At 65.1% G+C, this 26,710-nt stretch carries 26 protein-coding genes; 16 read left to right on the top strand and 10 right to left on the bottom strand.

Annotation, left to right across the window (positions count from 1 at the left end):
- The first annotated feature begins 101 nt into the window (after window positions 1-101).
- The gene (gene phnF / locus OHD58_RS06855) at window positions 102-854 is read left to right on the top strand and encodes a phosphonate metabolism transcriptional regulator PhnF (RefSeq protein WP_263802335.1); all 753 of its coding nucleotides are present in this window, start codon (window positions 102-104) and stop codon (window positions 852-854) included.
- Window positions 855-857: 3 nt separating this feature from the next.
- On the opposite strand, the gene iolB is transcribed toward phnF, so the two are convergent.
- From iolB to OHD58_RS06830, 5 genes are all read right to left on the bottom strand, one after another.
- Window positions 858-1,655: a 5-deoxy-glucuronate isomerase gene (gene iolB, locus OHD58_RS06850; RefSeq protein ID WP_263802334.1), complete on the bottom strand. Its 798-nt coding sequence runs from the start codon at window positions 1,653-1,655 to the stop codon at window positions 858-860.
- Between the two features lie 4 nt (window positions 1,656-1,659).
- A complete protein-coding gene (locus OHD58_RS06845) occupies window positions 1,660-1,851 on the bottom strand; it encodes a DUF3329 domain-containing protein (RefSeq protein ID WP_263802333.1) in 192 nt (63 codons plus the stop codon).
- A gap of 42 nt (window positions 1,852-1,893) precedes the next feature.
- A complete protein-coding gene (gene iolE, locus OHD58_RS06840; RefSeq protein ID WP_263802331.1) occupies window positions 1,894-2,811 on the bottom strand; it encodes a myo-inosose-2 dehydratase in 918 nt (305 codons plus the stop codon).
- 155 nt (window positions 2,812-2,966) lie between these two features.
- The gene (gene iolD, locus OHD58_RS06835) at window positions 2,967-4,814 is read right to left on the bottom strand and encodes a 3D-(3,5/4)-trihydroxycyclohexane-1,2-dione acylhydrolase (decyclizing) (protein WP_263802329.1); all 1,848 of its coding nucleotides are present in this window, start codon (window positions 4,812-4,814) and stop codon (window positions 2,967-2,969) included.
- Between the two features lie 20 nt (window positions 4,815-4,834).
- Window positions 4,835-6,760 (bottom strand): bifunctional 5-dehydro-2-deoxygluconokinase/5-dehydro-2-deoxyphosphogluconate aldolase, encoded by a 1,926-nt coding sequence (locus tag OHD58_RS06830; RefSeq protein ID WP_263802327.1) that lies wholly within the window; start codon window positions 6,758-6,760, stop codon window positions 4,835-4,837.
- A 158-nt stretch (window positions 6,761-6,918) separates the two neighbouring features.
- Here OHD58_RS06830 and iolG point away from each other — a divergent pair, with 158 nt between their 5' ends.
- Together iolG and OHD58_RS06820 are read left to right on the top strand one after the other, a co-directional pair.
- Window positions 6,919-7,908, top strand: a complete 990-nt coding sequence (gene iolG / locus OHD58_RS06825) for an inositol 2-dehydrogenase (protein WP_263802326.1) — start codon at window positions 6,919-6,921, stop codon at window positions 7,906-7,908.
- Window positions 7,909-8,099: 191 nt separating this feature from the next.
- Window positions 8,100-8,930 (top strand): SDR family oxidoreductase, encoded by an 831-nt coding sequence (locus OHD58_RS06820; RefSeq protein WP_263802325.1) that lies wholly within the window; start codon window positions 8,100-8,102, stop codon window positions 8,928-8,930.
- Between the two features lie 186 nt (window positions 8,931-9,116).
- Here the strand turns inward: OHD58_RS06820 and OHD58_RS06815 are convergent, their stop codons facing one another.
- The gene (locus OHD58_RS06815) at window positions 9,117-9,950 is read right to left on the bottom strand and encodes a MurR/RpiR family transcriptional regulator (protein WP_263802324.1); all 834 of its coding nucleotides are present in this window, start codon (window positions 9,948-9,950) and stop codon (window positions 9,117-9,119) included.
- A gap of 146 nt (window positions 9,951-10,096) precedes the next feature.
- Here OHD58_RS06815 and OHD58_RS06810 point away from each other — a divergent pair, with 146 nt between their 5' ends.
- From OHD58_RS06810 to OHD58_RS06755, 12 genes are all read left to right on the top strand, one after another.
- A complete protein-coding gene (locus OHD58_RS06810; RefSeq protein ID WP_263802323.1) occupies window positions 10,097-10,894 on the top strand; it encodes an ATP-binding cassette domain-containing protein in 798 nt (265 codons plus the stop codon).
- Between the two features lie 3 nt (window positions 10,895-10,897).
- On the top strand, window positions 10,898-11,884 hold the full coding sequence (locus tag OHD58_RS06805) for an ABC transporter permease (RefSeq protein WP_263802322.1): 987 nt from the start codon (window positions 10,898-10,900) through the stop codon (window positions 11,882-11,884).
- A gap of 84 nt (window positions 11,885-11,968) precedes the next feature.
- Window positions 11,969-12,871 carry a sugar ABC transporter substrate-binding protein gene (locus tag OHD58_RS06800; protein ID WP_263802321.1) on the top strand — a complete coding sequence of 301 codons (903 nt, stop codon included), beginning with the start codon at window positions 11,969-11,971 and terminating at the stop codon, window positions 12,869-12,871.
- Between the two features lie 77 nt (window positions 12,872-12,948).
- On the top strand, window positions 12,949-14,061 hold the full coding sequence (locus OHD58_RS06795) for a Gfo/Idh/MocA family protein (protein ID WP_263802320.1): 1,113 nt from the start codon (window positions 12,949-12,951) through the stop codon (window positions 14,059-14,061).
- 114 nt (window positions 14,062-14,175) lie between these two features.
- Complete coding sequence (locus OHD58_RS06790; RefSeq protein WP_412177168.1) at window positions 14,176-15,396, top strand: ABC transporter substrate-binding protein; 1,221 nt, start codon at window positions 14,176-14,178, stop codon at window positions 15,394-15,396.
- Window positions 15,397-15,620: 224 nt separating this feature from the next.
- On the top strand, window positions 15,621-17,300 hold the full coding sequence (locus OHD58_RS06785; protein WP_263802319.1) for an ABC transporter permease: 1,680 nt from the start codon (window positions 15,621-15,623) through the stop codon (window positions 17,298-17,300).
- A gap of 16 nt (window positions 17,301-17,316) precedes the next feature.
- The gene (locus tag OHD58_RS06780) at window positions 17,317-17,958 is read left to right on the top strand and encodes an ATP-binding cassette domain-containing protein (RefSeq protein WP_263802318.1); all 642 of its coding nucleotides are present in this window, start codon (window positions 17,317-17,319) and stop codon (window positions 17,956-17,958) included.
- Window positions 17,955-20,498, top strand: a complete 2,544-nt coding sequence (gene hrpB / locus OHD58_RS06775) for an ATP-dependent helicase HrpB (RefSeq protein ID WP_263802316.1) — start codon at window positions 17,955-17,957, stop codon at window positions 20,496-20,498. Before OHD58_RS06780 ends, hrpB begins: the two co-directional genes overlap by 4 nt.
- A 39-nt stretch (window positions 20,499-20,537) precedes the next feature.
- On the top strand, window positions 20,538-21,860 hold the full coding sequence (locus OHD58_RS06770) for an ActS/PrrB/RegB family redox-sensitive histidine kinase (protein WP_263802314.1): 1,323 nt from the start codon (window positions 20,538-20,540) through the stop codon (window positions 21,858-21,860).
- 64 nt (window positions 21,861-21,924) lie between these two features.
- Window positions 21,925-22,488, top strand: a complete 564-nt coding sequence (locus OHD58_RS06765) for an ActR/PrrA/RegA family redox response regulator transcription factor (protein WP_263802313.1) — start codon at window positions 21,925-21,927, stop codon at window positions 22,486-22,488.
- Between the two features lie 6 nt (window positions 22,489-22,494).
- Window positions 22,495-23,025: an alpha/beta hydrolase family esterase gene (locus OHD58_RS06760; RefSeq protein ID WP_263802312.1), complete on the top strand. Its 531-nt coding sequence runs from the start codon at window positions 22,495-22,497 to the stop codon at window positions 23,023-23,025.
- On the top strand, window positions 22,977-23,315 hold the full coding sequence (locus OHD58_RS06755) for a hypothetical protein (RefSeq protein WP_263802311.1): 339 nt from the start codon (window positions 22,977-22,979) through the stop codon (window positions 23,313-23,315). Before OHD58_RS06760 ends, OHD58_RS06755 begins: the two co-directional genes overlap by 49 nt.
- A 21-nt stretch (window positions 23,316-23,336) precedes the next feature.
- On the opposite strand, the gene OHD58_RS06750 is transcribed toward OHD58_RS06755, so the two are convergent.
- The gene (locus OHD58_RS06750) at window positions 23,337-23,837 is read right to left on the bottom strand and encodes an MmcB family DNA repair protein (RefSeq protein WP_263802310.1); all 501 of its coding nucleotides are present in this window, start codon (window positions 23,835-23,837) and stop codon (window positions 23,337-23,339) included.
- A gap of 42 nt (window positions 23,838-23,879) precedes the next feature.
- Window positions 23,880-24,308, bottom strand: coding sequence for a Cu(I)-responsive transcriptional regulator (cueR, locus tag OHD58_RS06745; RefSeq protein WP_263802309.1), 429 nt, complete (start codon window positions 24,306-24,308; stop codon window positions 23,880-23,882).
- Window positions 24,309-24,543: 235 nt separating this feature from the next.
- Between cueR and OHD58_RS06740 the strand changes: the two genes are divergently transcribed.
- Window positions 24,544-25,164 carry a L,D-transpeptidase gene (locus OHD58_RS06740; RefSeq protein WP_263802308.1) on the top strand — a complete coding sequence of 207 codons (621 nt, stop codon included), beginning with the start codon at window positions 24,544-24,546 and terminating at the stop codon, window positions 25,162-25,164.
- Between the two features lie 267 nt (window positions 25,165-25,431).
- Here the strand turns inward: OHD58_RS06740 and OHD58_RS06735 are convergent, their stop codons facing one another.
- Together OHD58_RS06735 and OHD58_RS06730 are read right to left on the bottom strand one after the other, a co-directional pair.
- A complete protein-coding gene (locus tag OHD58_RS06735) occupies window positions 25,432-26,007 on the bottom strand; it encodes a NifU family protein (RefSeq protein ID WP_263802306.1) in 576 nt (191 codons plus the stop codon).
- Window positions 26,008-26,207: 200 nt separating this feature from the next.
- Window positions 26,208-26,699 carry a universal stress protein gene (locus tag OHD58_RS06730; RefSeq protein ID WP_263802305.1) on the bottom strand — a complete coding sequence of 164 codons (492 nt, stop codon included), beginning with the start codon at window positions 26,697-26,699 and terminating at the stop codon, window positions 26,208-26,210.
- Window positions 26,700-26,710: the final 11 nt, after the last annotated feature.

Here is a 26,710-nt window from a genome sequence, read left to right as displayed (position 1 = left end):
TGCGCATTCGCTAATATTTGTCTATTGCTCTATACAACTAAACAAATTATAGTCGCTTTCTAACGCGTGTCCATGACGGGTCGATGACAGGGGGGCTGGAAATGATCGACGCTGGGCTGAAATCTCCCGTCACCCGAAAGAGCGGCGTCGCGCTGTGGCGGCAGATTGCCGACCAGATGCGGCAGGCGATCGGCACCGGCGTACTTGGCGCCGACGGCCGGCTGCCGCCGGAAATCGCCCTCTCAGAGCGCTTCGGCGTCAACCGGCACACGGTGCGCAGTGCCATTGCCGCGCTCGTGCAGGAAGGCGTCCTGCGCGCCGAACAGGGCCGCGGCACCTTCGTCGAGAGCCGCAAGCGGCTGTCTTATCCCATCTCCGCCCGCACCCGGTTTTCCACCGGCCTGCGCGACCAGACCAGGGACCGCCGCAGTACCCTGCTCGCGGATATGGTCGAGCCGGCGAGCAGCCGCGTTGCCGAAGCGTTGAAGCTCACCGCCGGCGCCGACGTTATCCGCCTGGAAACGCTGAGCGAGGCCGACGGCCGGCCGGTGTCGCGCGCGACAAGCTGGTTCGAGGCGCAAAGATTTGCTGGCTTCGCAAAAGCCTATGCCAAGACATCATCGATCACCGCGAGCTTCAAGCAATTCGGCATTGACGACTATTTCCGCCACTCGACGCTGGTGTCGGCGCGCCATGCCGACGCCGCCGACCTCGCCGATCTGAAACTCTCGCCCGGCGCCATCGTGCTGGTCGCGGTCGCTATCAACGTCGATCCAGAGGGCAAGCCGATCCAGTTCGCCGAGACGCGGTTCGCAGCAGACCGGGTGGAACTGACGGTGTCGACTGAGGCGTGAACCTCACGCCTTCATCAGCCACTCATGCTCCGTGGCATTGTGGAACTTCCACGTCCGCTTCGGCCCGGCCATGACGTTGAGATAATAAAGGTCGTAGCCGTGGCAGGCCGCGCAGGGGTGGTACCCCTTCGGCACCAGCACCACATCGCCATCCTCCACTGCCATCGCTTCGTCCAGCGAGCGGTCATCCGTATAGACGCGCTGGAAGGCGAAGCCCTGCGGCGGGTTGAGGCGGTGGTAGTAGGTTTCCTCCAGGTAGGATTCGGCCGGCAGATTGTCCTGGTCGTGCTTGTGCGGCGGGTAGCTCGATGTGTGGCCGCCGGGCGTGATGACCTCGACGACGAGCAGCGAGTCAGCCGGCTCGCCTTCCGGCAGGATATTGGTCACATAACGTGTGTTGGTGCCTTTGCCGCGCACTTCCTGGCCGAGGCTGTCGGGCGCGATCACCCGGACCGGCAGACCGCCGCCGAGGCCGGGGGCCGAACATACCGCAAGCTCGAGATCGGTTTCAGCGGTCACCGACCAGTTAGAGGTATCCGGCACGTAGACGGACCACGGTTTTCCCTCGAACGGCGACATGCGCTCGCCGAGCACGCCCAGATTCTCGCCGGCAGCTGTCGCCTTGCCCTTGCCGGTGACGAAGACCAGGCAGACCTCGTTGCCGCCTGTCTCGCCAGAAACTGCCTGACCTGCCTGCAGCCGGTGCAGGTCGAAGCCGACATAGGTCCATCCGGCGGTTTCCGGCGTCACATGGCTGACCCGGCCGGAGCGGCCTTGCGGTTTCACCAGCAGTTTCGACATCGGCTTACTCCTTCGGCGTGCTTGGCTTGTAGTTGATCAGGAACAGCCAGGCGCCGTACGCCGTCATGCCGATCGCCAGCGTGGCCCAGAACGAATCGCCCCAGATCAGTTCGAAAACCGACCAGCCGGCACAGAAGGCGACCAGCGCAATACGCCGCCAGAGCGGATCGAGAAACGGTGAGGGAGCCTGCGCCATCAGACCGGACCTGTCACACCGGGATCGCCGGGAATGCTGTGCTCAGGCATTGGGAAAGCCCTTCGTCTCGACCGTGTAGCCGGCCGCCGACATCACTCGCATCAGTTCCTTGTGGCCGACTTGCGCCATCCTGAGCGGCGGATTTTTCTTCGGATCCTGTTCCGCCTCGACCACGAACCAGCCCTCATATCCGTAGTCGGCGAATTTCCGCACTATCTGGCCGAAATCCAGCGAACCGTCGCCCGGCACCGTGAAGGCGCCAAGCGCGACAGCATCCAGGAAGGATTGCCGGGAACGGTCGAGCTTGTCGATGACATCCATCCGCACGTCCTTCACATGGACGTGGTTGATACGCTTGTGGTGCTTGTCGATGGCACGCAGCACGTCGCCGCCGGCAAAGGCGAGATGGCCGGCATCAAGCAGCAGCGGAATGCCTTCGCCGGACTGTCTCACGAAGACATCGAGCTCGTGTTCGAACTGCACAACCGCCGCCATATGATGGTGGTAAGAGAGCGGCATGCCTTGATCGGCGCACCATTCGCCGAATTCCGTCACCTTGCGCGCATAGGTTTTCATCTCGTCGTCCGAAAGCACCGCCTTGGTGGCCAGTGGTTTCGAGCGATCGCCCTGGATCGACCGACCCACCTCCCCATAGACAATGCAGGGCGCGTTCACCGCCTTGAACAGGTCGATCATCGGCTGGATGCGATCCTTGTTCACCGACAGGTCATTGTCCACCAGCGTCCCTGAGAACCAGCCGCCGCACAGCGTGACGTCGGCTTTTTTCAGGATCGGCAACATCACCTCCGGATCGTCCGGGAATCGGCGACCTTTTTCCATGCCGGTGAACCCCGCCGAACGCGACTGCGCCAGGCATTCTTCCAGCGATACGTCGTCGCTGAGTTCCAAGAGATCGTCGTTCCACCATGCGATGGGGGACATGCCCAGTCTGGCTTTCAAGTCCTTGCTCCAGTTTCTTTCGCATTCACCGCACGCCGCCCCTCACCTGCCTGCCGGCATCCTCTCCCCGTAAGAACGGGGAGAGGAGAGCTGGGTGCAACGTCGCCGCCCCTCTCCCCGTCCTTACGGGGAGAGGGTAAGGGTGAGGGGCAATTTCAGTTTACCACTCGCTGCATCTTGCGTTTTTCGTCATAATCCTTGCGCGCCTTGTTGACGCTCGGCCGCACCGAGACTTCCGGCACGGCGACATCCCACCAATGGCCGCCGGCGTCGGTCGAAATCAGCGGGTCGGTGTCGATCACCAGCACCGTCGTCCGCTCGATCCCGGCCGCTTCGTTCAGCGCCGTTTCGAGTTCGCCCACCGAACCCACCTTTTTCGTCCACGCGCCCATCGAGGCGGCGTGCGCGGCGAAGTCGATCTCGGGCAGCACCTCGTGTCTGGCGTCCTTCAGCAGATTGTTGAAGTTGGCGCCGCCGGTCGCCATCTGCAGCCGGTTGATGCAGCCGAAGCCGCGGTTATCGAGCACCACGATGGTAAGCTTCCGGCCGAGCATCACCGAGGTGGCGATCTCGGAATTCATCATCATGTAGCTGCCGTCGCCGAGCATAACGATCACGTCGTGTTCGGGCTTGGCGAGTTTGACGCCGAGGCCGCCGGCGATCTCGTAGCCCATGGTGGAATAGCCGTATTCCATGTGGTAGCTGCCCGGCGCGCCGGCCGGCCAGAGCTTGTGCAGTTCTCCCGGCAGCCCGCCGGAAGCACAGACCAGCGTCGCCTTGGAGCCCCGCGCTCGGTGCACCGCGCCGATCACCTGGGCGTCCGACGGCAGCGCGTTGGTCGGGTCGGTCACCGCCTTCGCCGCCTTCAGCCATTCCGTCTTCGCCGACTTGGCCGTCGCGACCCAGGCGTCGGGCGACTTCCATTCCGACAGCCGCGCCTCCAGCGCTTCGAGCCCGGCTTTCGCGTCAGCCACCAGCGGCAACGCACGGTGCTTTCCCGCATCGAAGAGCTGCGCATTGAGCCCGACGATCTTCACGCCGTCCGCCTTGAACAGCGCCCATGATCCAGTGGTGAAATCCTGCAGCCGCGAGCCGACGGCAAGCACGACGTCCGCCTGTTCGGCGAGCAGGTTCGAGGCCGAGGATCCGGTGACGCCGACCGACCCCATGTTGAGCGGATGGTCGTGCGGCAGGCTCGACTTGCCGGCATTGGTCTCCATCACCGGAATGCCGTGCCTCTCGGCGAAAGCCTTCAACGCCGCTGCCGCCTCCGAATAGAGCACGCCGCCGCCGGCGATGATCACCGGCTTCTTCGAAGCCTTCAGCACCGCCACGGCGGCATCCAGTTCACCGGCGTCGGGTTGCGGCCGGCGCGGCATCCACACCCGCTCGGCAAAGAAGCTCTCGGGATAGTCGAAGGCCTCCGCCTGCACGTCCTGGCAGAGCGAAAGCGTCACCGGCCCGCATTCGGCCGGGTCGGTCAGCACCTGCATGGCGCGGGCCAGCGCCGGAATGATCTGCTCGGGCCGCGTGATGCGGTCGAAATAGCGCGACACCGGCCGGAACGCGTCATTGGCGCTGACCGTGCCGTCGCCGAAACTCTCCACCTGCTGCAGCACCGGGTCCGGCGCGCGGTTGGCGAAGACGTCGCCGGGGAGAAACAGCACCGGCAGACGGTTGACATGGGCAAGTGCTGCGGCGGTCACCATGTTGGTGGCGCCCGGCCCGATCGACGAGGTCGCAGCCATGAAGCGGCGGCGGAAGCTGGCCTTGGCAAACGCGATCGCCGCATGCGCCATGCCCTGCTCGTTGTGCGCGCGGAAGGTCGGCAGCTCTTCACGGACCTGATATAGCGCCTCGCCGATGCCGGCGACATTGCCGTGGCCGAAGATCGCCCAGACGCCGCCGAAGATCGGCAGTTTCTCGCCGTCGATCACCGTCATCTGGTGCGACATGAAGCGGGTCAGTGCCTGCGCCATGGTCAGGCGGATCGTTTTGGTCATCGTCTCTCTCCCGGCGATCCTTATGCCGCCTTGCGGCCCCGCGCGGCAAGCCACGCCTTGGTGAGTTTTTCGAAACGGTCGGCCATGTCGGCGACCGCCTCGTCGTCCGTCATCCTGCCGGCCAGCCATTTTTCCGCGGCGTCGGCGAAAATCGTGCGACCGACGGCGAAACCCTTGACGATCGGCGCATTCGCGGTAGCCGCGAAAGCTGCCTCCAGTTCGTCCTGTGGCGCCTCGAGTCCAAGCAGCACGACACCGCGGCACCACGGATCGTTCCTGTCGATCACCTTGCCGATCGCATTCCAGGCCGACGCTGAAGCCTGCGGCTCGAGCTTCCACCAGTCCGGCTTGATGCCGAGGTCGTAAAGCTCCTGCAACGCGCGCGGAATGGTGTCCTCGGCAAGCGTTCCGTGCTTGCCGGCGATGATCTCGATGAGAAGCTCCCGCCCCACTTTCCGCGCGGCCTCGAACAGCGTGCGCAGCTTTTCCTGCTGTTCCTGCTTCAGCGCCGGAGGATCGTCGGGATGGTAGAAGCAGAGGCACTTGATGCAATGGCCGACCGGCCACTCTGTTAGCTGCGAGCCGATATCCTGCGAAAACTCGAAGCGCAGCGGCCGCGATCCCGGCAGTTCGATGGGACGCCCCATCCAGGCGAAGGGATGGCGCGCGAATTCGAACATCGCCTCGCGGCCGTGTTTCTCGTCGATCAGCATGCCGTAGCCGTCGCGACCGGCCGCGACCCTGGCCGCTGCCTTGACGGCGAGCACCTTGAAATCGCGGATACGCGCCTCGTCGGCGCCGGCGCGCGCCGCGGCATCTTCAAGCTGGGCGCGATGGTCGATGGCCAGCGCCATCAGCGACGGTATCTCGCGGCGCCGCGTCGTCGCCCAGTGGATATGATTGATCGCCGCGTCCTTGCGCAGCGCATGGTGCGGGCTGCCGTGCTTGAGGAAGAACTGCAATTCCTCCCAGGTCGGATATTCCGGCGAGCAGAGCAGCCGCGACACGGCGAAGGCGCCGCAGGCATTGGCCCAGGTCGCCGCCGTCTCGAGGCTTTCGCCGCCGAGCCAGCCGCACAGCAGGCCCGACATGAAGGCGTCACCGGCGCCGAGCACATTGAACACCTCGATCGGAAAACCCTTTCCGACGATGCCATCCTCGAGATCGTCGCTGATTTCTCCGTCATAGACGATGCAGCCCATGGCGCCGCGCTTCAGCACAATGGTAGCCGGCGAAAGGCCGCGGATCGTCTTCAGCGCGCCGAGAACGTCATCGGCGCCCGAGGCGATCATGATCTCTTCCTCGGTGCCGACGATCAGGTCGCAATCCGGCAGCACCGTCTTCAGCTTTCCCGAAACCTTGTCGGATTTCACGTAGCGCTCGAACCCCTCGGCATGGCCGGCGAGACCCCAGAGGTTCGGCCGATAGTCGATGTCGAACACGACCTTGCCGCCATTGGCCTTGGCGATGCGGATCGCCTTGCGCTGCGCGGCATCGCTGTTGGCTCGGGAAAAATGCGTGCCGGTGACCACCACGGCCCGCGCCGAAGCGATGAATGCCTCGTCGATATCCTCCTCCGAAAGCGCCATGTCGGCGCAATCGGAACGGTAGAAGATCATCGGCGAAACGCCCTCCTCCTCGACCGCCAGCAGCACCAGTGCGGTCAGCCGCTCCGGGTCGGTGGCGATGCCGGCGGTCGCGACGCCTTCGCGCGCCAGCTGTTCGCGGATGAAACGGCCCATCTGCTCGTTGCCGACCCGGGTGATCAGCGCCGACTTCAGCCCCAACCGCCCGGTGCCGATGGCGATGTTGGCCGGGCAACCGCCGACCGACTTGGCGAAGGTGCCAATGTCCTCCAGCCGCGAACCGATCTGCTGACCATAGAGATCGACGGAAGCCCGGCCTATGGTGATGACATCGAGAGCCTCGGCATTCGCGCGCGGCATGGGCCGGGTCCTTCCAAAAACACGCGGCCATGTCCTAGTTTCCTGTGGACTGCGGCCGCCAACCGGACTATGAGATGCCGATATGAAACAGAAATTCCGTTTAATAGTCAATTCGGAATATTTGTTCTGTTTTTGATTTCCATCGATGGAGGAGTGAAATGCTGCGTTTCGGAGTGCTGGGTGCGGGGAGAATCGGCAATGTGCATGCCAGGGCGCTGCGCGATTCAGGGCGCGCGCAGGTCGCCTATGTCGCCGATGCGATGCCCGACGCGGCCAGGGCGCTCGCCGGTGAGGTCGGGGCGAAGACGGGCTCCGTCGACGACGTCATCGCCTCGAACGATGTCGACGCGATCCTGATCGCGACGCCGACCGATACGCATGCCGACCTGATCGAGCAGGCGGCGAAAGCCGGCAAAATGATTCTCTGCGAAAAGCCGGTCAGCCTCTCCGTTGAACGCATCGAGCAGTGCCTGAAGGTCGTCGAGAAGGCCGGTGTGCCCTTGATGATCGGTTTTCACCGCCGCTACGATCCCAATTATTCGGTATTGGAAAAGCGGCTCAGGGCCGGCGAGATCGGCGATGTCGAGATCGTCACCATCATCTGCCGCGACCCGACCCCGCCGCCGGTGTCCTATATCGAGCGCTCGGGCGGGCTTTACCGGGACATGATGATCCACGACTTCGACATGGCGCGCTTCCTGCTCGGCGAAGATCCGGTCACCGTGCACGCGCTCGGCGCCTCGCTGGTCGATCCGGCGATCGGCAAGGCCGGCGACATCGACACCGCCGCCGTGCACATGCAGACGGCGTCGGGCAAGATGTGCGTCATCACCAATTCGCGCCGCGCCACCTACGGCCACGACCAGCGCATCGAGGTGCACGGCTCGAAGGGCATGCTGCGCGCCGGCAATATGCACCTGACCACGCTCGAAAAGGCTGACGGCGGCGGCTTCACCAGCGACCTGATCCCGTTCTCCTTCATCGAACGCTACGCGGATGCCTACCGCATCGAGATCAACGCCTTCCTCACCGCGATCGAAAAAGGCGTGGCGCCGACGGCATCCGGCCATGACGGGCTGATGGCGCAGAAGCTTGCCGAGGCTGCCGCCGAATCGCTGAAGACAGGGCAGGCGGTGGCAGTGGGTTAGTTTCGGGTTCGAAACAAATCGCCCCTGACCCTCCCTCTCCCCGTAAGGACGGGGAGAGGAGGCGTCATCGCGGATGCTAGTCTCCGACGCTGGCGATTAGCAGCAATGCCGGTGTCCCCCCTCTCCCCGTCCTTACGGGGAGAGGGTAAGGGTGAGGGGCATGCATGAGGCGCCAAACTCGAGGTAATGAAATGATCGATGCATCGTCGCTGAAGAACCTCTCGCTCGAAGGCAAGGTCGCGGTAGTCACCGGCTCGACCCAAGGGCTGGGTGAGGCCATTGCCACTTTGTTCGCCGAACGCGGCGTGGCCGGCCTTGTCATCACCGGCCGCAATGAAAAGAACGGCGAGCGCGTGAGGGCGGCCCTCGAAGCGAAGGGCATCAAGACAATCTTCGTCGCCGCCGATCTCGCCAGGGTCGAGGACGCGGAGAAGATCATCGCCGCCGCCAACAAGGCATTCGGCCGCGTCGACATCCTGGTCAACGCGGCTGGCATCACCGATCGCGGTTCGATCTGGGACACCGAGCCGGAACTCTTCGACGCCATGTTCGCGGTCAATGTGCGGGCGCCGTTCTTCCTGATGCAGCATGCGCTGAAAATCATGAAACGCGAGAAGATCGAGGGTTCGATCGTCAACATCATCTCGATGTCTGGCCATGGCGGCCAGAGCTTCATCACCGCCTACAGCGCCTCCAAGGGCGCGCTGGTGACGCTAACGAAGAACGTCGCCTACAGCGTCATGAACCACCGCATCCGCGTCAACGGGCTGACCATCGGCTGGATGGACACGCCGGGCGAAGACCGCATCATGAAGACCTATCACGGCGCCGAGGATGGCTGGCTCAAGGAAGCGGAGAAGAACCGTCCGTTCGGCCGGCTGCTCAAAGCCGACGAGGTGGCGCGATCGGTGGCATTTCTGGCCAGCGCGGAGAGCGGCTTGATGACCGGCTCGATCATCGACTTCGACCAGCAGGTTCTGGGCGCGGGCGACGCTCCGGCGACACCGCCGACGGCTGGGTAAATGCCCCTTCCTCTCCCCTTGTGGGAGAGGATAGCAAGGCCCGGCGAGCGCATTGGCGCGAGCCGCCGGCCGCGCTTGGTGAGCGGTGAGTTCCGCGCAAATACCCCTCACCAAGATCGACCAGCCACTCGCGCAAGCGCTCGCAGGGTCGATCTATCCTCTCCCACAAGGGGAGAGGAAGGTCCCTCACCCCTCGCCCCGCCTTCCCGCCACGGCAACCGCCAGCGTCATCGCCAGGGCCAGCGTCGCCGCCATCGAACGGAAACCCTCGAAGTTCGCCTCGACGATTTCGAGCAGCACGTCGGCTGACGGCGCGATCGGCGAGAACACGGAATCGGTGATCGACACGATCTTCGCGTCGCGCGCCTTGGCGGCATTGGTGAGCGTCACCGTCTCGCTGGCATAGGGAGTGAAGCTGGTCGACAGCACCGCATCACGCGCGGTGATGAAACGCGCCTGCTCGGCGCCGAGGCCGGCCAAACCGTCGACCAGGATGTTGCGGATGCCGAGCTTGCCCATCGCGTAGCTCATATAGGAGGTGATCGGGAACGAGCGCCGCAACCCGATCAGGTAGATCGTCTCGGCGCCGGCCAGGATGTCGACGGCGCGCTCGATCGCCTCATGATCGACCTTGTCGCGCAGATCGGCAACCGAGCGCTCCGCTGCCGTCAGGAATCCATCCAGCACGATGCCGGACTTGCTGCTGGCGATGCCGTGCTCGCGCATCTGTGCCAGCCGCTCGTCATAGTTCAGCACGCGCTCCCTGAGCCGCGAACGGAACACCTCCTGCAGTTCGGAAAAGCCCTGATAGCCCAGCGCCCGCGAAAAGCGCACCAGCGCGGAGGGCTGCACCTCCGCATGACCAGCGATCGAGGCGACGGTGCCGAAGGCGACCTCGTCGGGATTTTCCAGCGCATAGGCGGCGATCTGCGTCAACCGCTTGGGAAGTTGCTCCGCCTTCTGCGCAATCAAGGCGCGCAGCGACTGGTAGTCTTTCGGAGCCAGGCCCTGTTCGTCCATGCCGTTCACGTTCTTGTTGCCGCCGATCGCTAATTAGGGCTTGACGGAGAAAATCAGAAATGGAATAAAAATTCCACATAAAAATTCTAATGCACTATTTGTTCCAAATCCGGAACAGGGGAAGTGGCCGGGAGGAAACCAAAGCCATGTCCGAAGTGACCGGTCAAGCGACCGAGGCGCTGCTCGAAGCACGCGGCATCAAAAAATATTTTGGCGCCATCACCGCGCTGGACGGCGTCAGCTTCCATGTTTCGCCCGGCGAGGCGCTCGGCGTCGTCGGCGACAATGGCGCCGGCAAGTCGACGCTGATGAAAATCCTCTCCGGTCTCTACAAACCGAGCGAAGGCTCGCTGTTCTACCAGGGCGAACAGGTCAGGTTCGATTCGCCGCGCGACGCACGCCGCGTCGGCATCGAGATGGTCTACCAGGACTTCGCGCTGGCCGGGAACATGGCGATCTACGAGAACATCTATCTCGGCCGCGAACCGGGCCGCAAGTTCGCCGGCCTCACCATCGTCGACCGCGAAAAGGCACGGCAGATGGCCAAGGACCATCTCGACCAGCTGAAGATCCATGTGAAATCGATCGACCAGCCCGTCGAGGAACTGTCCGGCGGACAGCGGCAGGCAGTGGCGATCGCCCGCGCCACCGCTTTCAACGCCAAGGTGGTGATCATGGACGAGCCGACCGCGGCACTTGCCATCAAGGAGGTCGGCAAGGTGCTCGACCTGATCAAGACACTGAAGGAGCATGGCGTCGCCGTGATCATCATCTCGCACCGCATGGACGACATCTTCTATGCCTGCGACCGCGTGATGGCGCTCTACCAGGGCACGAATTTCGCCGAGGCGCCGCTCGACCGGACCCACCGCAACGAGGTGATCGGCTGGATCATGGGCACCAAGGGCCACACCGAAGCGCTGGCGCACGACAAGGTTCACTGAACGATGATCCGCAACAACCCGAAGCTCGCCAGTTTCCTCGAGCATTACGGCATCGTCATCATCGTCGTCGTGATGATGGTGCTGCTGTACATTTCGCGGCCGGACGTATTCCTGTCGCTCGCCAACCTCACCAACATCATCAAGCAGAACGCCTCGCTGGCGCTGCTGGCGCTCGGCATGTTCGTGGTCATCGTGACCGCTGGCATCGACCTCTCCGTCGGCTCGGTGATGGCGCTTGCCATGATGTGCCTGGCGGTCGCCGCCAAGGCCGGCGTGCCGTGGCCGATCGTCATCCTGATCGGACCGCTGGTCGGCATCGCCTGCGGACTGGTCAACGGCTTCGGCCTCACCATCCTTCGGCTGCCGCATCCCTTCATCATGACGCTCGGCACGCTGAACATCGCGCGCGGCCTGTCCAGCCTGATCACCAACGGCGCGCCGGTTTCCGGCCTCGGCCCGCAGGTCCGCTATCTCGGCCAGGCCAACTACGATTTCGGCATCTTTCCGCCGCCGACCGGCCTGCCGGCCAGCCTGTTCGTCGTCGTCGTCTGCGCCATCGGCCTGTGGTTCTTCCTCAACCGTACCTCGCTCGGCCGCCACATCTTCGCCATCGGCGGCAACCCGCACGCCGCCCGCGTCTCCGGCATCAATGTCGACCGCGTGCTGGTCTACGTCTACGCGATCAGCGGCTTCTTCGCCGGGCTGGCCGGCCTGCTGCTCGCCGGCCGCACCGATTCGGGCTTTCCGCTGGCCGGACAGAACGCCGAACTCGACGCCATCGCGGCGGTGATCATCGGCGGCGCCTCGTTCTTCGGCGGCCGCGGCACCATCCTCGGCGTGCTGGCCGGCGTCTTGATCATGGGGCTGATGCGCAACGGCCTCAACCTCAACAACATCAGTCCGTTCTGGCAGCAGATCCTGATCGGCCTGGTCATCATCCTGGCTGTCTACATCGACGTCATCCGCCGCCGCGCGGCGGTCCGGAGCTAGTTCGCTTAAGTTGTGTCCGGCGCCGTCTCCGCGCCGGGCACGATCCCTTCACCGGAGACGAGTACAGTTCCACGGGAGGAACCCATGAAAAGATTGATTTTGGTCAGCACCGCACTCGCGCTGATGACTGGCAGCGCGCTCGCCGACAAGTTCCTGGTCGACATGAAGGGTCCGGGCGCCGGCAACCCATTCTGGGCGGCGGTGGAAGCCGGCGCCATGGAAAAGGGCAAGGAACTCGGCGTCGAGGTGATGGTGATGTCGCCGCCGGCCGAATCCGACGTCGCCGCGCAGATCGCCCAGATCGAGGACATGATCGCCCAGGGCCTCGACGGCATCGCGCTCGCCCCGACCGATCCGAACGCGCTCGCGCCCGTCGTCGACGCCGCCAAGGCCAAGAACATCCCGGTCGTGTTCGTCGACACAAAGGGCACTAATGAAGGCATCACCTTCATCGGCACCGACAACGCGGCCGGCGCCAAGCTTGCCGCCGACTACATCTGCGGCAAGATCGAGAAAGGCTCGGAAGTCGCCATCCTGCAGGGCATCATCACGCAGTCGACCGGCCAGGCCCGCGCCACCGGCTCCAAGGCCGGGCTTGAAGCCTGCGGCCTGAAGGTGGTCGCCGAGCAGACCGGCGAATGGGACCGCGCCAAGGGCCAGGCGGCGATGGAAAACATCATCACCGGCAACCCGAACATCAAGGCCGTGTTCGCCTCCAACGACAACATGGCGCTCGGTGCGGTCGAAGCCCTGAAGTCGGCCGGCAAGCTGGCCGACGTCATGGTCGTCGGCTTCGACGCCAACCCCGACGCAGCAGCCTCGGTCCTGGCCGGCGAGATGACCGCAACGGTCGCGCAGGCGCCGAAGAACATGGGCGGCTTCGGTATCCAGGCGCTGGTCGACCTGAAGGCCGGCAAGACCATCGAACCGGTCATCGATACCGGCACCGTGCTGGTCGATAAGAGCAACGCCGAACAGTACAAATAAGGCGTAAGCTTTCCAGGAACGGCCGGAGCCGTGCCGGGCTCTGGCCGTTCCTTTTCTCTTCGCGAAGGACGCATGGCATGGAAACGATCGGCGTCGGGCTTATCGGCACCGGCTTCATGGGCAAGGCGCATGCGATTGCCTGGAGCGCCGTCAAACCGGTCTTCGGCGACGTGCCGGCGATCCGCCTGGTCCATCTCGGCGAAACCGACGACGAACTCGCGAGCCTGAAGGCCGTCGAGTTCGGTTTCGCCAGATCGTCGGGCGACTGGCGCAAGGTGATCGCCGACCCGCAGGTCGACGTCGTCTCCATCACCACGCCCAACAAGTTTCACGCCGAGATGGCGATCGCCGCGCTCGACGCCGGCAAGCATGTCTGGTGCGAGAAGCCGATGGCGCCGAGGCTCGACGAGGCCGAAGCGATGCTCGCCGCGCAGCGCCGCTCCGGCAAGGTCGCGGTGCTCGGCTACAACTACATCCAGAACCCGGCGATCCGCCACATCAGGAAACTGCTCGACGAAGATGCCATCGGCGCCGTCAACCACGTCCGCATCGAGATGGACGAGGACTTCATGGCCGATCCGGGTGCACCCTTCCAGCAGCGCCACGAGGCGGTGAACGGCTGGGGCGCCATCGACGATTTCGGCGTGCACCCCCTGTCGCTGATCCGCACTTTGTTCGGCGGCGTTGCCCGTGTCATGTGCGACATGGCGAAACCCTACCCGACCCGCCGGAGCGATGGCGGCGAACGCGATGTTGAGGTCTACGACATCGCCACCATCCTGATGCGGCTGGAAAACGGCGCGTCGGGCCATATCGCGCTCAGCCGCACCGCCTGGGGCCGCAAGGGCCGCATCGCCGTGCAGATCGTCGGCTCGAAGGGCGCGATCCTCTACGACCAGGAGCGGATGAACGAGTTGCAACTCTACGTCACCTCGGACCGCGCCACCGAACAGGGTTTTCGCACGGTGCTGACCGCGCCGCACCACAAGCCCTACGACCGCTTCGTTCCGGCAGCCGGCCATTCGCTCGGTTTCAACGATTTGAAGATCATCGAATGCCGCCAGTTGATCGGTAAGATGCGCGGCGAAAACGCCGTCGCCGTCACCTTCGAGGACGGCATCCTGATCGAACGCACCGTCGCCGCGATGGCGCGCTCGTTCGAGGAAGGCCGCTGGGTCGAAGTCGGCTGATCCCCCCGACCCGAAGTCACACCGAAGTGACCGCCGGCTCCGCAGTGTGCATTGACCGGCTTTCGCCCGCCATGCTCAATCCGGCTCTCACCAAAAGCCGGATGGGAGGCTTCATTGCGGAAATTTTTACTCGGCGCAGTGGCGCTGGTGGCATCTGCGTTTCATGCACTCGCTGCCGATCCCGATCCGGCGAAATGGGATGAAGTGCTCAGGCAAGCCAGGGGCGAAACCGTCTATTTCAACGCTTGGGGCGGCGCCGAGAACATCAATTCCTACCTCGAATGGGCCGGCGGCGAACTGCAAAAGCGCTACGGCGTCAAGCTCGTTCATGTGAAGCTGGACGACACCGCCAACGCGGTCGCCAAGGTCGTCGCCGAAAAGGCGGCCGGCCGGAACGACGGCGGCACCGTCGACCTGATCTGGATCAATGGCGAGAATTTCTCCTCCATGAAGCGGGAGAACCTGCTGCTGTCGCCGGGCTGGGCCGAAAAGCTGCCAAACTGGAAGTTTGTCGACGCCGACGAAAAGCCGACAATCCGCACCGACTTCACGGTTCCGGTCGAGGGTCTCGAAAGCCCATGGGGCATGGCCAAGCTGGTCTTTTTTCACGATTCGGCCAGGACAAATGCCGCGGACCTGCCGAAATCCGCTGGGGATCTGCTCGAATGGGCCAAGAAAAACCCCGGCCGCTTTTCCTATCCGCAGCCGCCGGACTTCGTCGGCTCATCCTTCCTGAAGCAGGTGCTTTCAGAACTGGTCGCCGATCGTTCAGTGCTGCAGAAACCGGTGGACGAAGCCTCGTTCGAACAGGTCGCGGCGCCGCTGTTCGCCTATCTTGATGAACTCAACCCGCTGCTGTGGCGCGGCGGCAAGGCGTTTCCGCAGAACTATCCGGCGATGAAGCAGCTTCTCGCCGACGGCGAGGTCGACATCATCTTCGCCTTCAACCCGTCGGAGGCTTCGAGCGCCATCGCGAACGGCGAACTGCCGGACACGGTGCGTTCGTTCACCTTCCCGGCGGGCACGCTCGCCAACACGCATTTCGTCGCCATTCCCTACAACGCAGCGGCCAAGGCAGGCGCGCTTGTCGCCGCGGACTTCCTGCTCTCGCCGGAAGCGCAGGCACGCAAGCAGGACCCCAAGGTCTGGGGCGATCCGACCGTGCTTGCCGTCTCCAGGCTCGACGCGGCCGACCGCGCGCGCTTCGACGCACTCGACCTCGGCATCGCCACGTTGAAACCCGACGAACTCGGCCCAGCCATCGACGAGCCGCATCCAAGCTGGATGGAGCGGCTGGATACAGAGTGGAAACGGCGCTATGGGGCGGCGAACTAGATTGCCCATAACTTTGGAAGCATGAGCTCTTTCGCGCCCCCCTCTGTCCTGCCGGACATCTCCCCCACAAGGGGGGAGATCAGCTTTCGCAAGCGCAGCCGCTTATCCTGCGGCGTCGACGACTGGCCGCCACTCTCCGTGAAGGCCAATCTCCCCCCTTGTGGGGGAGATGTCCGGCAGGACAGAGGGGGGCAACATAGAGCGCAGGCCTCTCAAAGTTCGCCATGCTGACCCGCCTCGGCCCGCCGCTGGCGATGGCGCTTCTAGCCGGTCCCATCCTGCTCGGCCTGGCGGGCACCATGCTGCCCGCCTTCGGCTATCTGCCGGCGCTCGGCGGCGCCGAATTCACGCTCGCGCCGACGCGGCAACTCTTCGCCGAACCAGGCATCTGGATGTCATCGATCATCAGCCTCGCTTCAGGGCTGGTGACGACGGCCGTGGCCCTCATTGTCGTCATCCTGTTCGTTGCCGGCTGGTCGGGCACGCGCATATTCGCCCGCGTCCAGCACCTCATCTCGCCGCTGCTTTCGGTGCCGCATGCGGCAGCGGCGTTCGGCCTTGCCTTCCTGATCGCGCCGTCGGGCATGATTGCGCGGCTGATCTCGCCCGGACTCACCGGCTGGCAGCGCCCGCCGGACCTGTTGATCGTCAACGATCCCATGGGCTTCTCGATGATGGCCGGACTGATCGTCAAGGAAATCCCGTTCCTGCTGCTGATCACACTCGCCGCCCTTCCTCAGGTCGATGCGACCCGCACCCGCGCGCTGACAACCTCGCTGGGCTACGGAAAAATAGCCGGCTTCCTGTTCGGCTCGTGGCCGCTGGTCTACCGGCAGATCCGGCTGGCGGTCTTCGCCGTCATCGCCTTTGCCACATCGGTGGTCGACGTCGCCGCGATCCTCGGGCCGACCGCGCCCGCCCCGCTTGCGGTGCGGCTGACCCAATGGATGCAGGATCCGGACCTGTCGATGCGCTTCTTCGCCTCGGCCGGCGCGGTCCTGCAGCTTGCCGTCACCGCCGCCGCCCTGCTGATCTGGATCGGCTTCGAGCGCCTCGGCGCCGCGATCCGGGACCGTGCCTGCGGCGCCGGCTGGCGATGGCGCCGCGATGCATGGCTGCGCCGTATCGGGCTCACCGCGATGCTGCTCGCCGCCGCGATCATCTTCGCCGGCCTGGCGACGCTCTGCCTGTGGTCGTTCGCCGGCCTGTGGCCGTTTCCCGATGTCTTGCCCGAAACGCTGAGCGCGAAGACCTGGATGAAAACCGCGCCGCGCATCGGCGAACCGCTCGTCACGACATTCATCGTCGCCGGGATTGCAACATTGCTCGCGGTGCTGCTCTCGACGCTTTGCTTGATGCGCGAGAACGAGACCGGCCGCACGGGCAGGCGCTGGGCGCTGCTGTTCATATACCTGCCGCTGATCGTGCCGCAGGTCGCGTTCCTGTTCGGCCTGCAGCTGCTTTTCGTCTTGACCGGCACCATCGCCAGCCTGCCGGCGCTGGTCTTCGTGCATCTGATCTTCGTCATGCCCTATGTCTTCCTGTCGCTGTCCGATCCCTGGCGCGCCTACGACCGGCGTTATGAGGCGATCGCCGCGGGCCTTGGTAAACGTCGCTGGACAACGCTCCTTGGCGTCCGCCTGCCGATGTTGATGCGGGCAGTCCTCACCGCCGCCGCCGTCGGCTTCGCGGTTTCGGTCGGGCTGTACCTGCCGACGGTGCTGATCGGCGCCGGGCGGCTCGACACCATCACCACCGACGCGGTGGCGCTGGCTTCGGGCGGCAACCGGCGGGTCATCGGCGTCTACGCCTTCCTGCAGATGCTGCTGCCGGCCCTCGGCTTTCTGGTTGCCACGCTCTTGCCCGCGCTGATATTCCGGCATCGCCGCGCCATGCACGCCTGAGCAGCCAACGGAAAGAATGACGGACAAGGGCCTTTTCCTCGACACCGTGTCGATCGCGCTGAACGGCCGCGTCCTGCTGGCGCTGACGCATCATGTCCTGCCCGGCGGCGTGCTCACCGTCATGGGGCCTTCGGGCTCCGGCAAGTCGACCCTGCTCGCCTATATTGGCGGCTTCCTCGACCCGGCATTCCAGGCAAGCGGCAGGGTTCTGGCCGACGGCGTCGATCTCACCGTGCTGCCGGCCGAGGAGCGCCATGCCGGCATCCTGTTCCAGGACCCGCTGCTCTTTCCGCACATGTCGGTAGCCGGCAACCTCGTCTTCGCGATCCCGTCGCATGTGAAAGGCAAGGCAGCCCGTCTGGCGCGGGCCGATGCAGCCCTCGCCGGCGTCGGCCTCGACGGTATGGGCAACCGCGACCCGGATACGCTGTCGGGCGGCCAGAAGGCCCGCGTCGCACTGGCCCGCGTGCTGCTCTCGGCGCCGCGCGCGCTGCTGCTCGACGAACCGTTCTCGAAGCTCGACCAGGATCTGCGCCGGCAGATGCGCGAACTGGTCTTCGTTAGGGCGCGCGAGGCCGGCCTGCCGGTCATCCTCGTCACCCATGACGAGGCGGACGCCGAGGCAGCGCTTGGGCCGGTGATCCGGATCGGCGAATGACAATGGCCGACCTGCCCGAACTCCCGGTCACTGCCGTCCTGCCGGCGCTCGCCAGCGCGTTGGAAAGCAACAGCAGCGCCGTGCTGGTGGCGCCGCCCGGCGCCGGCAAGACGACGCTGGTGCCGCTGGCGCTGCTCGACGCGGCATGGCTCGGCAGCGGCCGCATCGTCCTTCTGGAGCCGCGCCGCCTGGCGGCCCGTGCCGCCGCCCGCCGCATGGCTTCGCTGCTCGGCGAGGAGCCGGGCGGCACCGTCGGCTACGCCATGCGCATGGAAAACCGCGTCTCGGCCAAGACCCGCATCATGGTCGTCACCGAAGGCGTCCTGGCCCGCATGATCCTCGACGATCCCGAACTCGCCGGCGTCTCGGCGGTCATTTTCGACGAGTTCCACGAACGGTCGCTCGACGGCGATTTCGGGCTGGCGTTGGCGCTCGACGTGCAAAGCGCGCTGCGGCCCGATCTCCGCTTGCTCGTGATGTCGGCGACGCTCGACGGCGCCCGCGTGGCAAGGCTGCTTGGTGCGGCACCCGTCATCGAAAGCGAGGGCCGCAGCTTCCCGGTCGAGCTGCGTTATGCCGAGCGCGCCGCCGGCACGCCGATCGAAGACGCCATGGCAAAAGCTATCCGCGATGTGCTGGCCGATGAAACCGGCAGCGTGCTCGCCTTCCTGCCCGGCCAGCGCGAGATCGAGCGCACCGCCGAGCGGCTCGAGGGTCGGATCGGCGCGGACACCGATGTCGTGCGGCTCTACGGCATGCTGGACGGCAAGGCACAGGATGCGGCGATCAGGCCGGCGCCGGCCGGGCGACGCAAGGTGGTGCTGGCCACCTCGATCGCCGAGACCTCGATCACCATCGACGGCGTGCGCGTCGTCATCGATTCCGGCCTGTCGCGGCTGCCGAAATACGAGCCGGCGACGGGCCTCACCCGCCTCGAAACCGTGCGCGTGTCGCGCGCCTCCGCCGAACAGCGCGCCGGCCGCGCCGGGCGCACGCAGCCGGGCGTTGCGATAAGGTTGTGGCGCGCGGAACAGACCGCCGCACTACCCGCCTTCACCCCGCCGGAAATCCTGGAGGCCGACCTTTCCGGCCTCGTGCTCGATTGCGCCGCCTTCGGCGTCGCCGATCCGTCCGCGCTCGCCTTCCTCGACCCGCCGCCGGCCGCCGCGCTTGCCGAGGCAAGATCGCTCCTCATCGAACTCGGCGCCGTCGGCGCGGACGGACGGCTGACCGAAACGGGCGCGGCGATGCGCAAGCTCGCTTTGCCCGTTCGCCTTGCCCACATGGTCGCCGAGGCGGCCAAATCCGGCCACGCCGCCGACGCCGCGATGCTGGCGGTGCTTCTGACCGAGCGCGGTCTGGGCGGCGACAGCGCCGACCTCGAGCGACGGCTGATGCGGTTTCGCGCCGAAAGGGCTCCGCGTGCGGTGGCGGCGCGGCAGTTGGCGGAGAGATTGGCGCGTCAGGCCACCTCCCCCTTGAGGGGAGGTCGTGCCGAAGGCGCGGGTGGGGGTAATCTAGAACCCCCACCCCGCTCCGCTGCGCGGATCGACCCTCCCCTCAAGGGGGAGGGTGAAGGTGCCGGCGCCCTCCTCCTCCACGCCTTCCCCGACCGCGTCGCCAAGGCGCGCGGCGAGCGCGGGCGCTTCGTTCTCGCCAATGGTCGCGGCGCGACGGTCGACGCCGCCGATCCGCTGGCGGGCGCTGCGTTCCTCGTCGTCGCCGACCTGCAAGGCAAGGCGCAGAACGCGCGCATCGCTTCCGCCGCCATGGTCGGCGAGGAGGAAATCCGCACCGCGCTCGCGGCCCATCTCGAACGCCGCACCGAAACCGCCTTCGACGCGGAGAAGCGTGCCGTGCGCGTGCGCGAAACCGTGCGGCTCGGCACCATCGTCCTGTCCGAGCGCATGCTGCCGGCACCGAAAGGTCCGGAGGTGGACCGCGCCATTCTCGACGCCCTTCGCCAGCACGGCCTTTCCCTGCTGCCCTGGAGCAAGGACACGGAAACGCTGCGCCGGCGCCTGTCCTGGCTGCATCGCGGCCTCGGCGCGCCATGGCCGGATGTCTCCGACGATGCGCTGGTCGCCAGCCTGGACAACTGGCTGCTGCCGTTCCTCTCCGGTGAAGCCAGCTTCGCACGGATCGATGCCGGCGCCCTGCACGCCGCGCTGATGTCGCTTGTGCCGCATGACCTGCAGCGCCGGATCGGCCAGCTGGCGCCCACCCATTTCGACGCGCCGTCGGGCAGCCACGTGCCGATCCGCTACGACGGCGAATGGCCGGTGCTGGCGATCCGCGTGCAGGAACTGTTCGGACTGACCAGCCATCCCGCGATCGTCAACGGCACCGTGCCGCTGACGCTCGAACTTTTGTCGCCGGCGCATCGGCCGATCCAGACGACGCGCGACCTGCCCGGGTTCTGGCGCGGCTCGTGGGCCGACGTGCGGTCCGACATGCGCGGGCGCTACCCGAAACATGTCTGGCCCGAAGACCCTGCCTTGGCCGAGGCGACCAGCCGGGCAAAACCGCGCGTCAAATAGCGCTTGGCGCAAGGCGCAACGTCGGCGCATAAATCGATCATGCTCGAACTCCGAACGTCCGACCCGCAACAGAGCCACCGGCTGCGCCTCAACACGCTGATCAAGCTGCGGTGGCTGGCGATCATCGGCCAGAGCGCGGCGGTGCTCATCGTCGCCTACGGCTTCGACTTTCCGCTGCCGGTGTCGATCTGCTTCGCGCTGATCGCGCTTTCGGCCTGGCTCAACCTGTTCCTCGCCTTCCGCTACCCGGCCACGCACCGGCTGCGGCCGTTCGCGGCGCTTGGCATCATGGTGTTCGACGCCATCCAGCTCGCCGGGCTTTTGTTCCTGACCGGCGGCCTGACCAACCCTTTCTCCCTGCTGATGATCGTGCCGGTCGTCGTCTCGGCGACGTCGCTGCCGCTGCGCATGACCATCTTCCTCGGCACGCTGGTCATTGCCATGGCGACGCTGCTGGTCCTCTACCATTTGCCGCTGCCGTGGTTTTCCGGCACCGAACTGCCGATGCCCTTCGTTTATGTCTCCGGCATGTGGGTGGCAGTCGTGTCGAGCATCGCCTTCACCGGCATCTATGCCTGGCGGGTGGCGGAAGAGGCGCGCATGCTCGCCAACGCGCTCGCCGCCACCGAACTGGTGCTGCAGCGCGAGCAGCACCTCTCCGCGCTCGACGGGCTGGCCGCCGCCGCGGCGCACGAACTCGGCACGCCGCTCGCAACCATCGCGCTGGTCGCCAAGGAGATGGAGCGCGAACTCGCCGACGATCCGCGCTGGCACGAGGACGTGACGTTATTGCGCACGCAGAGCGAACGCTGCCGCGAGATCCTGAAGCGTCTGACCAGCCTGTCGACCGAGAGCGAGGTGCACCTGGCGCAATTGCCTCTCACCTCGCTGATCGAGGAGGTGATCGCGCCGCATCGCGATTTCGGCATCTCGATCAGGCTAGAGCCGGGGGAGCGCACCGGCCCGGAGCCGGTCGGCCGCCGCAACCCGGGTGTCATCTACGGGCTCGGCAACCTCGTCGAAAACGCGGTCGACTTCGCCCGCGAAAGCGTCACCGTGCGCTGGCGATGGAACGAAGCCAGCGTCATGCTCGACGTGGTCGACGACGGCCGCGGTTTTCCGCCGGAAATCATCGACCGCATCGGCGAGCCTTACATGTCGACCCGGCAGGGCGCGGAGCCGGGCGGCGGGCTTGGCCTCGGCCTGTTCATCGCCAAGACGCTGCTCGAACGCTCGGGTGCTTCGCTGTCGTTCCGCAATGCGATGGAACCCGGCAAGGGCGCCATGGTGCAGGTAACCTGGCCGCGCGAGATGTTCGTCGATCCGGGAACCGTCCCGGACCTCATGTTCGACAGGGTGTAGGTTGGTTTTATTGCTTTAATCGGCTTATATGATGCTCAGAAATTAAGCAGGAACGGAATACGCGATGACCGCCGAGAACGACACTCCCGCCAGCGACCTTGGCGACGACACGACGCTGTTGATCGTCGATGACGACAAGCCGTTCCTCACCCGGCTGGCGCGAGCGATGGAAGGCCGCGGCTTCCAGGTCGACACGGCGGAAAGCGTCGAAGAGGCGGTCGGCAAGGCACGCGACAACCCGCCGGCCTACGCCGTGGTCGACATGCGGCTCGGCGACGGCAACGGCCTCGACGTGGTCAAGGCGATCCGCGAAAAGCGCGAGGATTCGCGCACCGTCATTCTCACCGGCTACGGCAACATCGCGACGGCGGTGACGGCGGTGAAGCTCGGCGCCATCGACTACCTGTCGAAGCCGGCCGACGCCGACGACATCTACGCCGCGCTGACCCGGACCGGCGGCGAACGGATGGCGCCGCCGGAAAACCCGATGTCGGCCGACCGCGTGCGCTGGGAGCACATTCAGCGCGTCTACGAAATGTGCGACCGCAATGTTTCCGAGACGGCGCGCCGCCTCAACATGCACCGCCGCACCTTGCAGCGGATTTTGGCGAAACGCGCGCCGAGGTAGCCCACGATGGTCCGTATCGCAGCTGTCCTGCTGGGTATGGTGCTTTGGCCGCAATCGACGACAGCCGCGGAGGTCGCCGGCACCTTGATGCATGCCGGCAAGGAGCGCACGTTCCTGCTTGCCCTCCCCGAACAAACCTCCGGCGATCCGTTGCCGCTGGTCATCGTCATGCATCCCTATCCGGGCAGCGGCCGCGGAATCGCGGAACTCAGCGGATTTTCCGCGATCGGCGAACGCGAAGGTTTCATTGTCGCCTACCCCGACGGCATCAATGGCGGCTACAATGCGATCATGTGCTGCGGCGCGGAGGATGATGTCGGCTTCATCAAGTCGCTGATCGAAAAGGTCAGCGCCGAGCACAAGGTCGACCCGTCCAGGATTTACGCGACCGGCATCTCGAACGGTGGCGACATGAGCTACCGGCTTGCCGCCGAGCTGCCCGGTGTTCTGGCTGCGATCGCCCCGGTGAGCGGCGGCATGACGGAAGAATGGATGGACCAGCCATCCGGAGCCTGCCGCAGCATCCAGTTTCGCTGATTACCTTCCATGGCAAAAAAGACAAATACTATGAGCTGTTCCGGACCAGCTCGGATTACTGGCTGAGCATGGGCGATTGCAAGGCATCGCTGTCGCCTGTCGAAAACACCGATATTGAACTGGCGCTCGCCGATTGCGCCAACGGCAGTGCCGCCGCGGTGTACACGCTGCCAGATATGGGGCACGCTTGGCCTGGCGGCGCCGGAAACGGCCAGCTCTCCTACCCGGCTGCGCAAATCAACGCCAGCGAACTGATCTGGGAATTCTTTCGCCAGCACCCGAAACGTTGACCGCCAGCGAGCGGCAGCCGCCTACTCGCTCTCGCCTTCCAGTGCCGGCACCGAAACGCCGGCCAGTTCGGCGGCAAGCAGCCGGGCGGCGCCGGCCCGCGCGATCCTCAGCATCAGCGACTTGCGGGTCGCCGGCGGCATCCGGTGTTCAGGCGCGTCGCGCAGGATTTCGGCGCCGTAGCCGTCGGACAGGATGAAGCCGCATTCTTCCGGAAAGATGCCGGCCGGCACCTCCGGATGGGTGGCGAAGAAGAAGCGGTCGGAATGCAGCCGGTAGTCAGGCCATTTGCGGTCGACACGAAAATCCTCGATCGACGACTTGATCTCGATGATCCAGATGTCGCCCTGCCGGGTCAGCGCGACGAGATCGGCGCGCCGGCCGGTCGCCAGCGACAGTTCGGGAAGCACATGCGCGCCCATTTCGCGCAGCAGGCGCTGCACGCCGCGGCGGATGACCATGGCGCGCTCGGATTGCCTGCCGTCAACCAAAGGGTTGGAGAGAATCGGTGAAATGATCGGCATGGTCGAACCATGCCATCATTTCGATGTTCTATCAATGTTCCGTCAATTCGCGACAACGCCGCGGTTTCGCTTCGCGGATGACGCGGCGCTCCCCGCGATGTCCTCGAGGATCGGGCAGTCCGGCCGCTCGTCGCCATGGCAGGCGTGGATCAGTTTCTGCAGCGTCGCCCGCATCGATTCCAGTTCGGCGATCTTGTCGGTGATGGCGTCGACATGGGCCGAGGCGATCTCGCGCACGTCGTGGCTGGCGCGCTCGCGGTCGCGGTAAAGCGCCATCAACTGGCGGCAGTCGTCGATGGAAAAGCCCAGCCCGCGCGCCCGGCGCAGGAATGCCAGCCGGTGGACATCGTCCTCGCAATAGTCGCGGTAGCCGTTGGCGGCGCGGGCCGGCGCGATCAGCCCGATGTCCTCGTAGTAGCGGATGGTCTTCGACGGCAGGCCGGAGCGGCGTGCCGCATCACCGACATTCATGACGGAATCTCCTGTTTGCAGGACAGGTAGTCATCAAACGCCGCCGAAACAATCGGTGCGATGAAGGCGGGAAGCTGTTGCCGAAATACCATATCTAGGGGATTACGCACATCGGGCGCATCTGGATGCCGGCCGAAGCGCTTGGCAAGCAAAAGAAATAAGCCTTAAGAAATAGTGATGAAATTGTGGCTCGAATCGGGCGAATACCTTACTGGCGGGGCGGATCGATCCTTTGATGCGAATGAAAACACTGACAATTTCGGCGGCATTGGCTCTGGCGACTGCACTGGCAGGTTGCAGCACCGACGGCGCGGTACGGCTTTTCTCCAACGACTACGGCGCCAGGAGCGACGCCGGTTATAGTCTTCCAGCCATCCCGATTTACAAGGTCGACCGCAAGTACCACCGCCAGGTCGTCCGCTACCCGAGCGACGAAAAGCCCGGCACCATCATCGTCGACACCGGCGAAAAGCATCTTTATCTGATCATGGAAGACGGCAAGGCGATGCGCTACGGCATCGGTGTCGGCCGTGAAGGCTTCGAGTGGAAGGGCACCGCCCGCGTCGCAGCGAAGCGCGAATGGCCGGTCTGGACGCCGCCGGCGGAAATGATCAAGCGCCAGCCCGAACTCGCCAAATATCGCAACGGCATGGATCCGGGTCTCGGCAACGCGCTCGGCGCACGCGCGCTCTACCTCTACAACAAGGGCGGCGACACCGGATACCGCCTGCACGGCACCCCGGAATGGGCTTCGATCGGCAAGGCGATGTCGTCCGGCTGCATCCGCCTGATGAACCAGGACATCATCGATCTCTACAGCCGCGCCGAGATCGGCGCCAAGGTGATCGTCAGATAGCTTTTTTGGCGAGCCGTCTCGGCAACAAGGACGTCGCAAACAAAAAACCGGGCTCCAAGGCCCGGTTTTTTGTTGTGGAGTCGTTCCTTCTCCCCTTGTGGGAGAAGGTGGATCGGCGCACAGCGCCGAGACGGATGAGGGGTAAATGGGAGAAAAGAGGCGCTGAGGTGTTGTGGACGGGCGACGTAGCGATCCTGCCCGCACCCCTCATCCGCCTTCGCTGCGCTCAGGCACCTTCTCCCACAAGGGGAGAAGGAAAGAGGCCTCTCAGCCGACCTGTTCGACCTGCTGTACTTCCGGCACGAAATGGCGAAGCAGGTTCTGGATGCCGTGCTTCAGCGTGGCGGTCGACGACGGACAGCCTGCGCAGGCGCCCTTCATGTGCAGGAAGACGGTACCGTTCTCGTAGCCGCGGAAGGTGATGTCGCCGCCGTCCTGCGCCACCGCCGGGCGAACCCGGGTGTCGAGCAGTTCCTTGATCGTCACCACGATCTCTTCGTCGGCCTTGGCGTAGAATTCCGCGGCGGTCTCGCCGTCGTCGGCCGCGGCCTGGGCTCCCGTGCCCATCACCGGCGCGCCGGACATGAAATGCTCCATGATGGCGCCGAGGATCGCCGGCTTCAGGTGCTGCCAGTCCGGGCCGTCCTTGGACACCGTCACGAAATCATAGCCGAAGAACACGCCGGTCACGCCGGGAATGTCGAACAGCCGTCCGGCCAGCGGCGAAGCCTCGCGCGCTGAATCGGCATCGCGGAAGTCGGCGGTGCCGGCGGCCAGCACTTCCTTGCCAGGCAGGAACTTGAGAGTCGCGGGATTGGGTGTTGCCTCGGTCTGGATGAACATTGTCGTCTCCTGCCTCTCGCGAGGCCAACTTTAGAATAGTTCTAATTAGACCTGAACCTGTGCTGGCGCAACCCTTTGCTGGCCGGTTCGGTGATGCTGTCTAACGTCTGGCGACAGATGTGGGAATAGCGGCCACTGTTTCCAAGATCGAATCCGCCGCGGCCGGAGCGAAAAGCCTCGCTTTCCAGCCGGAGCCGTCGTTACGCTAGGCTCTCGATGTCCTCGTCCGACAGATTCTGCGGCACCACCGTGACCGGAACGGGGAACGCCGCCGCCTTTCCGGCGATCGAGGCAACCAGGGGACCCGGCCCCTCCTTGCCGGCGCCGGCGGCCAGCACCAGGATCGCGATATCCTGGTCCTCTTCGATCAGCTTGTGAATTTCCTCGGTCGGATGCCCCTCGCGCACCACCAGTTCCGGCTCGATGCCGAGCTGCTCGCGCACCGCCACGGCATAGCTGTCGAGCGCCGAATTGGCGGTGGCGGTGGCTTCCTCGCGCATGATCTTCTCGACGCCCAGCCAATGCTGGAAGTCGCCCGGTTCGATCACGTAGAGCAGCACCAGCACGCCGCCGGTCGACTTGGAGCGGCGCGAGGCGTAGGCGACGGCGCGCTCGCATTCCGGCGTATCGTCGATGATCGCTAGGAATTTGCGCCGGTGCCCGGCTTCCCGGCTCAGTCGTTTCGAGACCATTCAGTGCCCCT

It is taken from the genome of Mesorhizobium sp. ZC-5 (genome assembly GCF_025753855.1).
Lineage (GTDB): Bacteria > Pseudomonadota > Alphaproteobacteria > Rhizobiales > Rhizobiaceae > Neomesorhizobium.
Note: the sequence above shows the minus strand (reverse complement) of the source record. Positions and strands in the feature narration are given on the sequence as shown.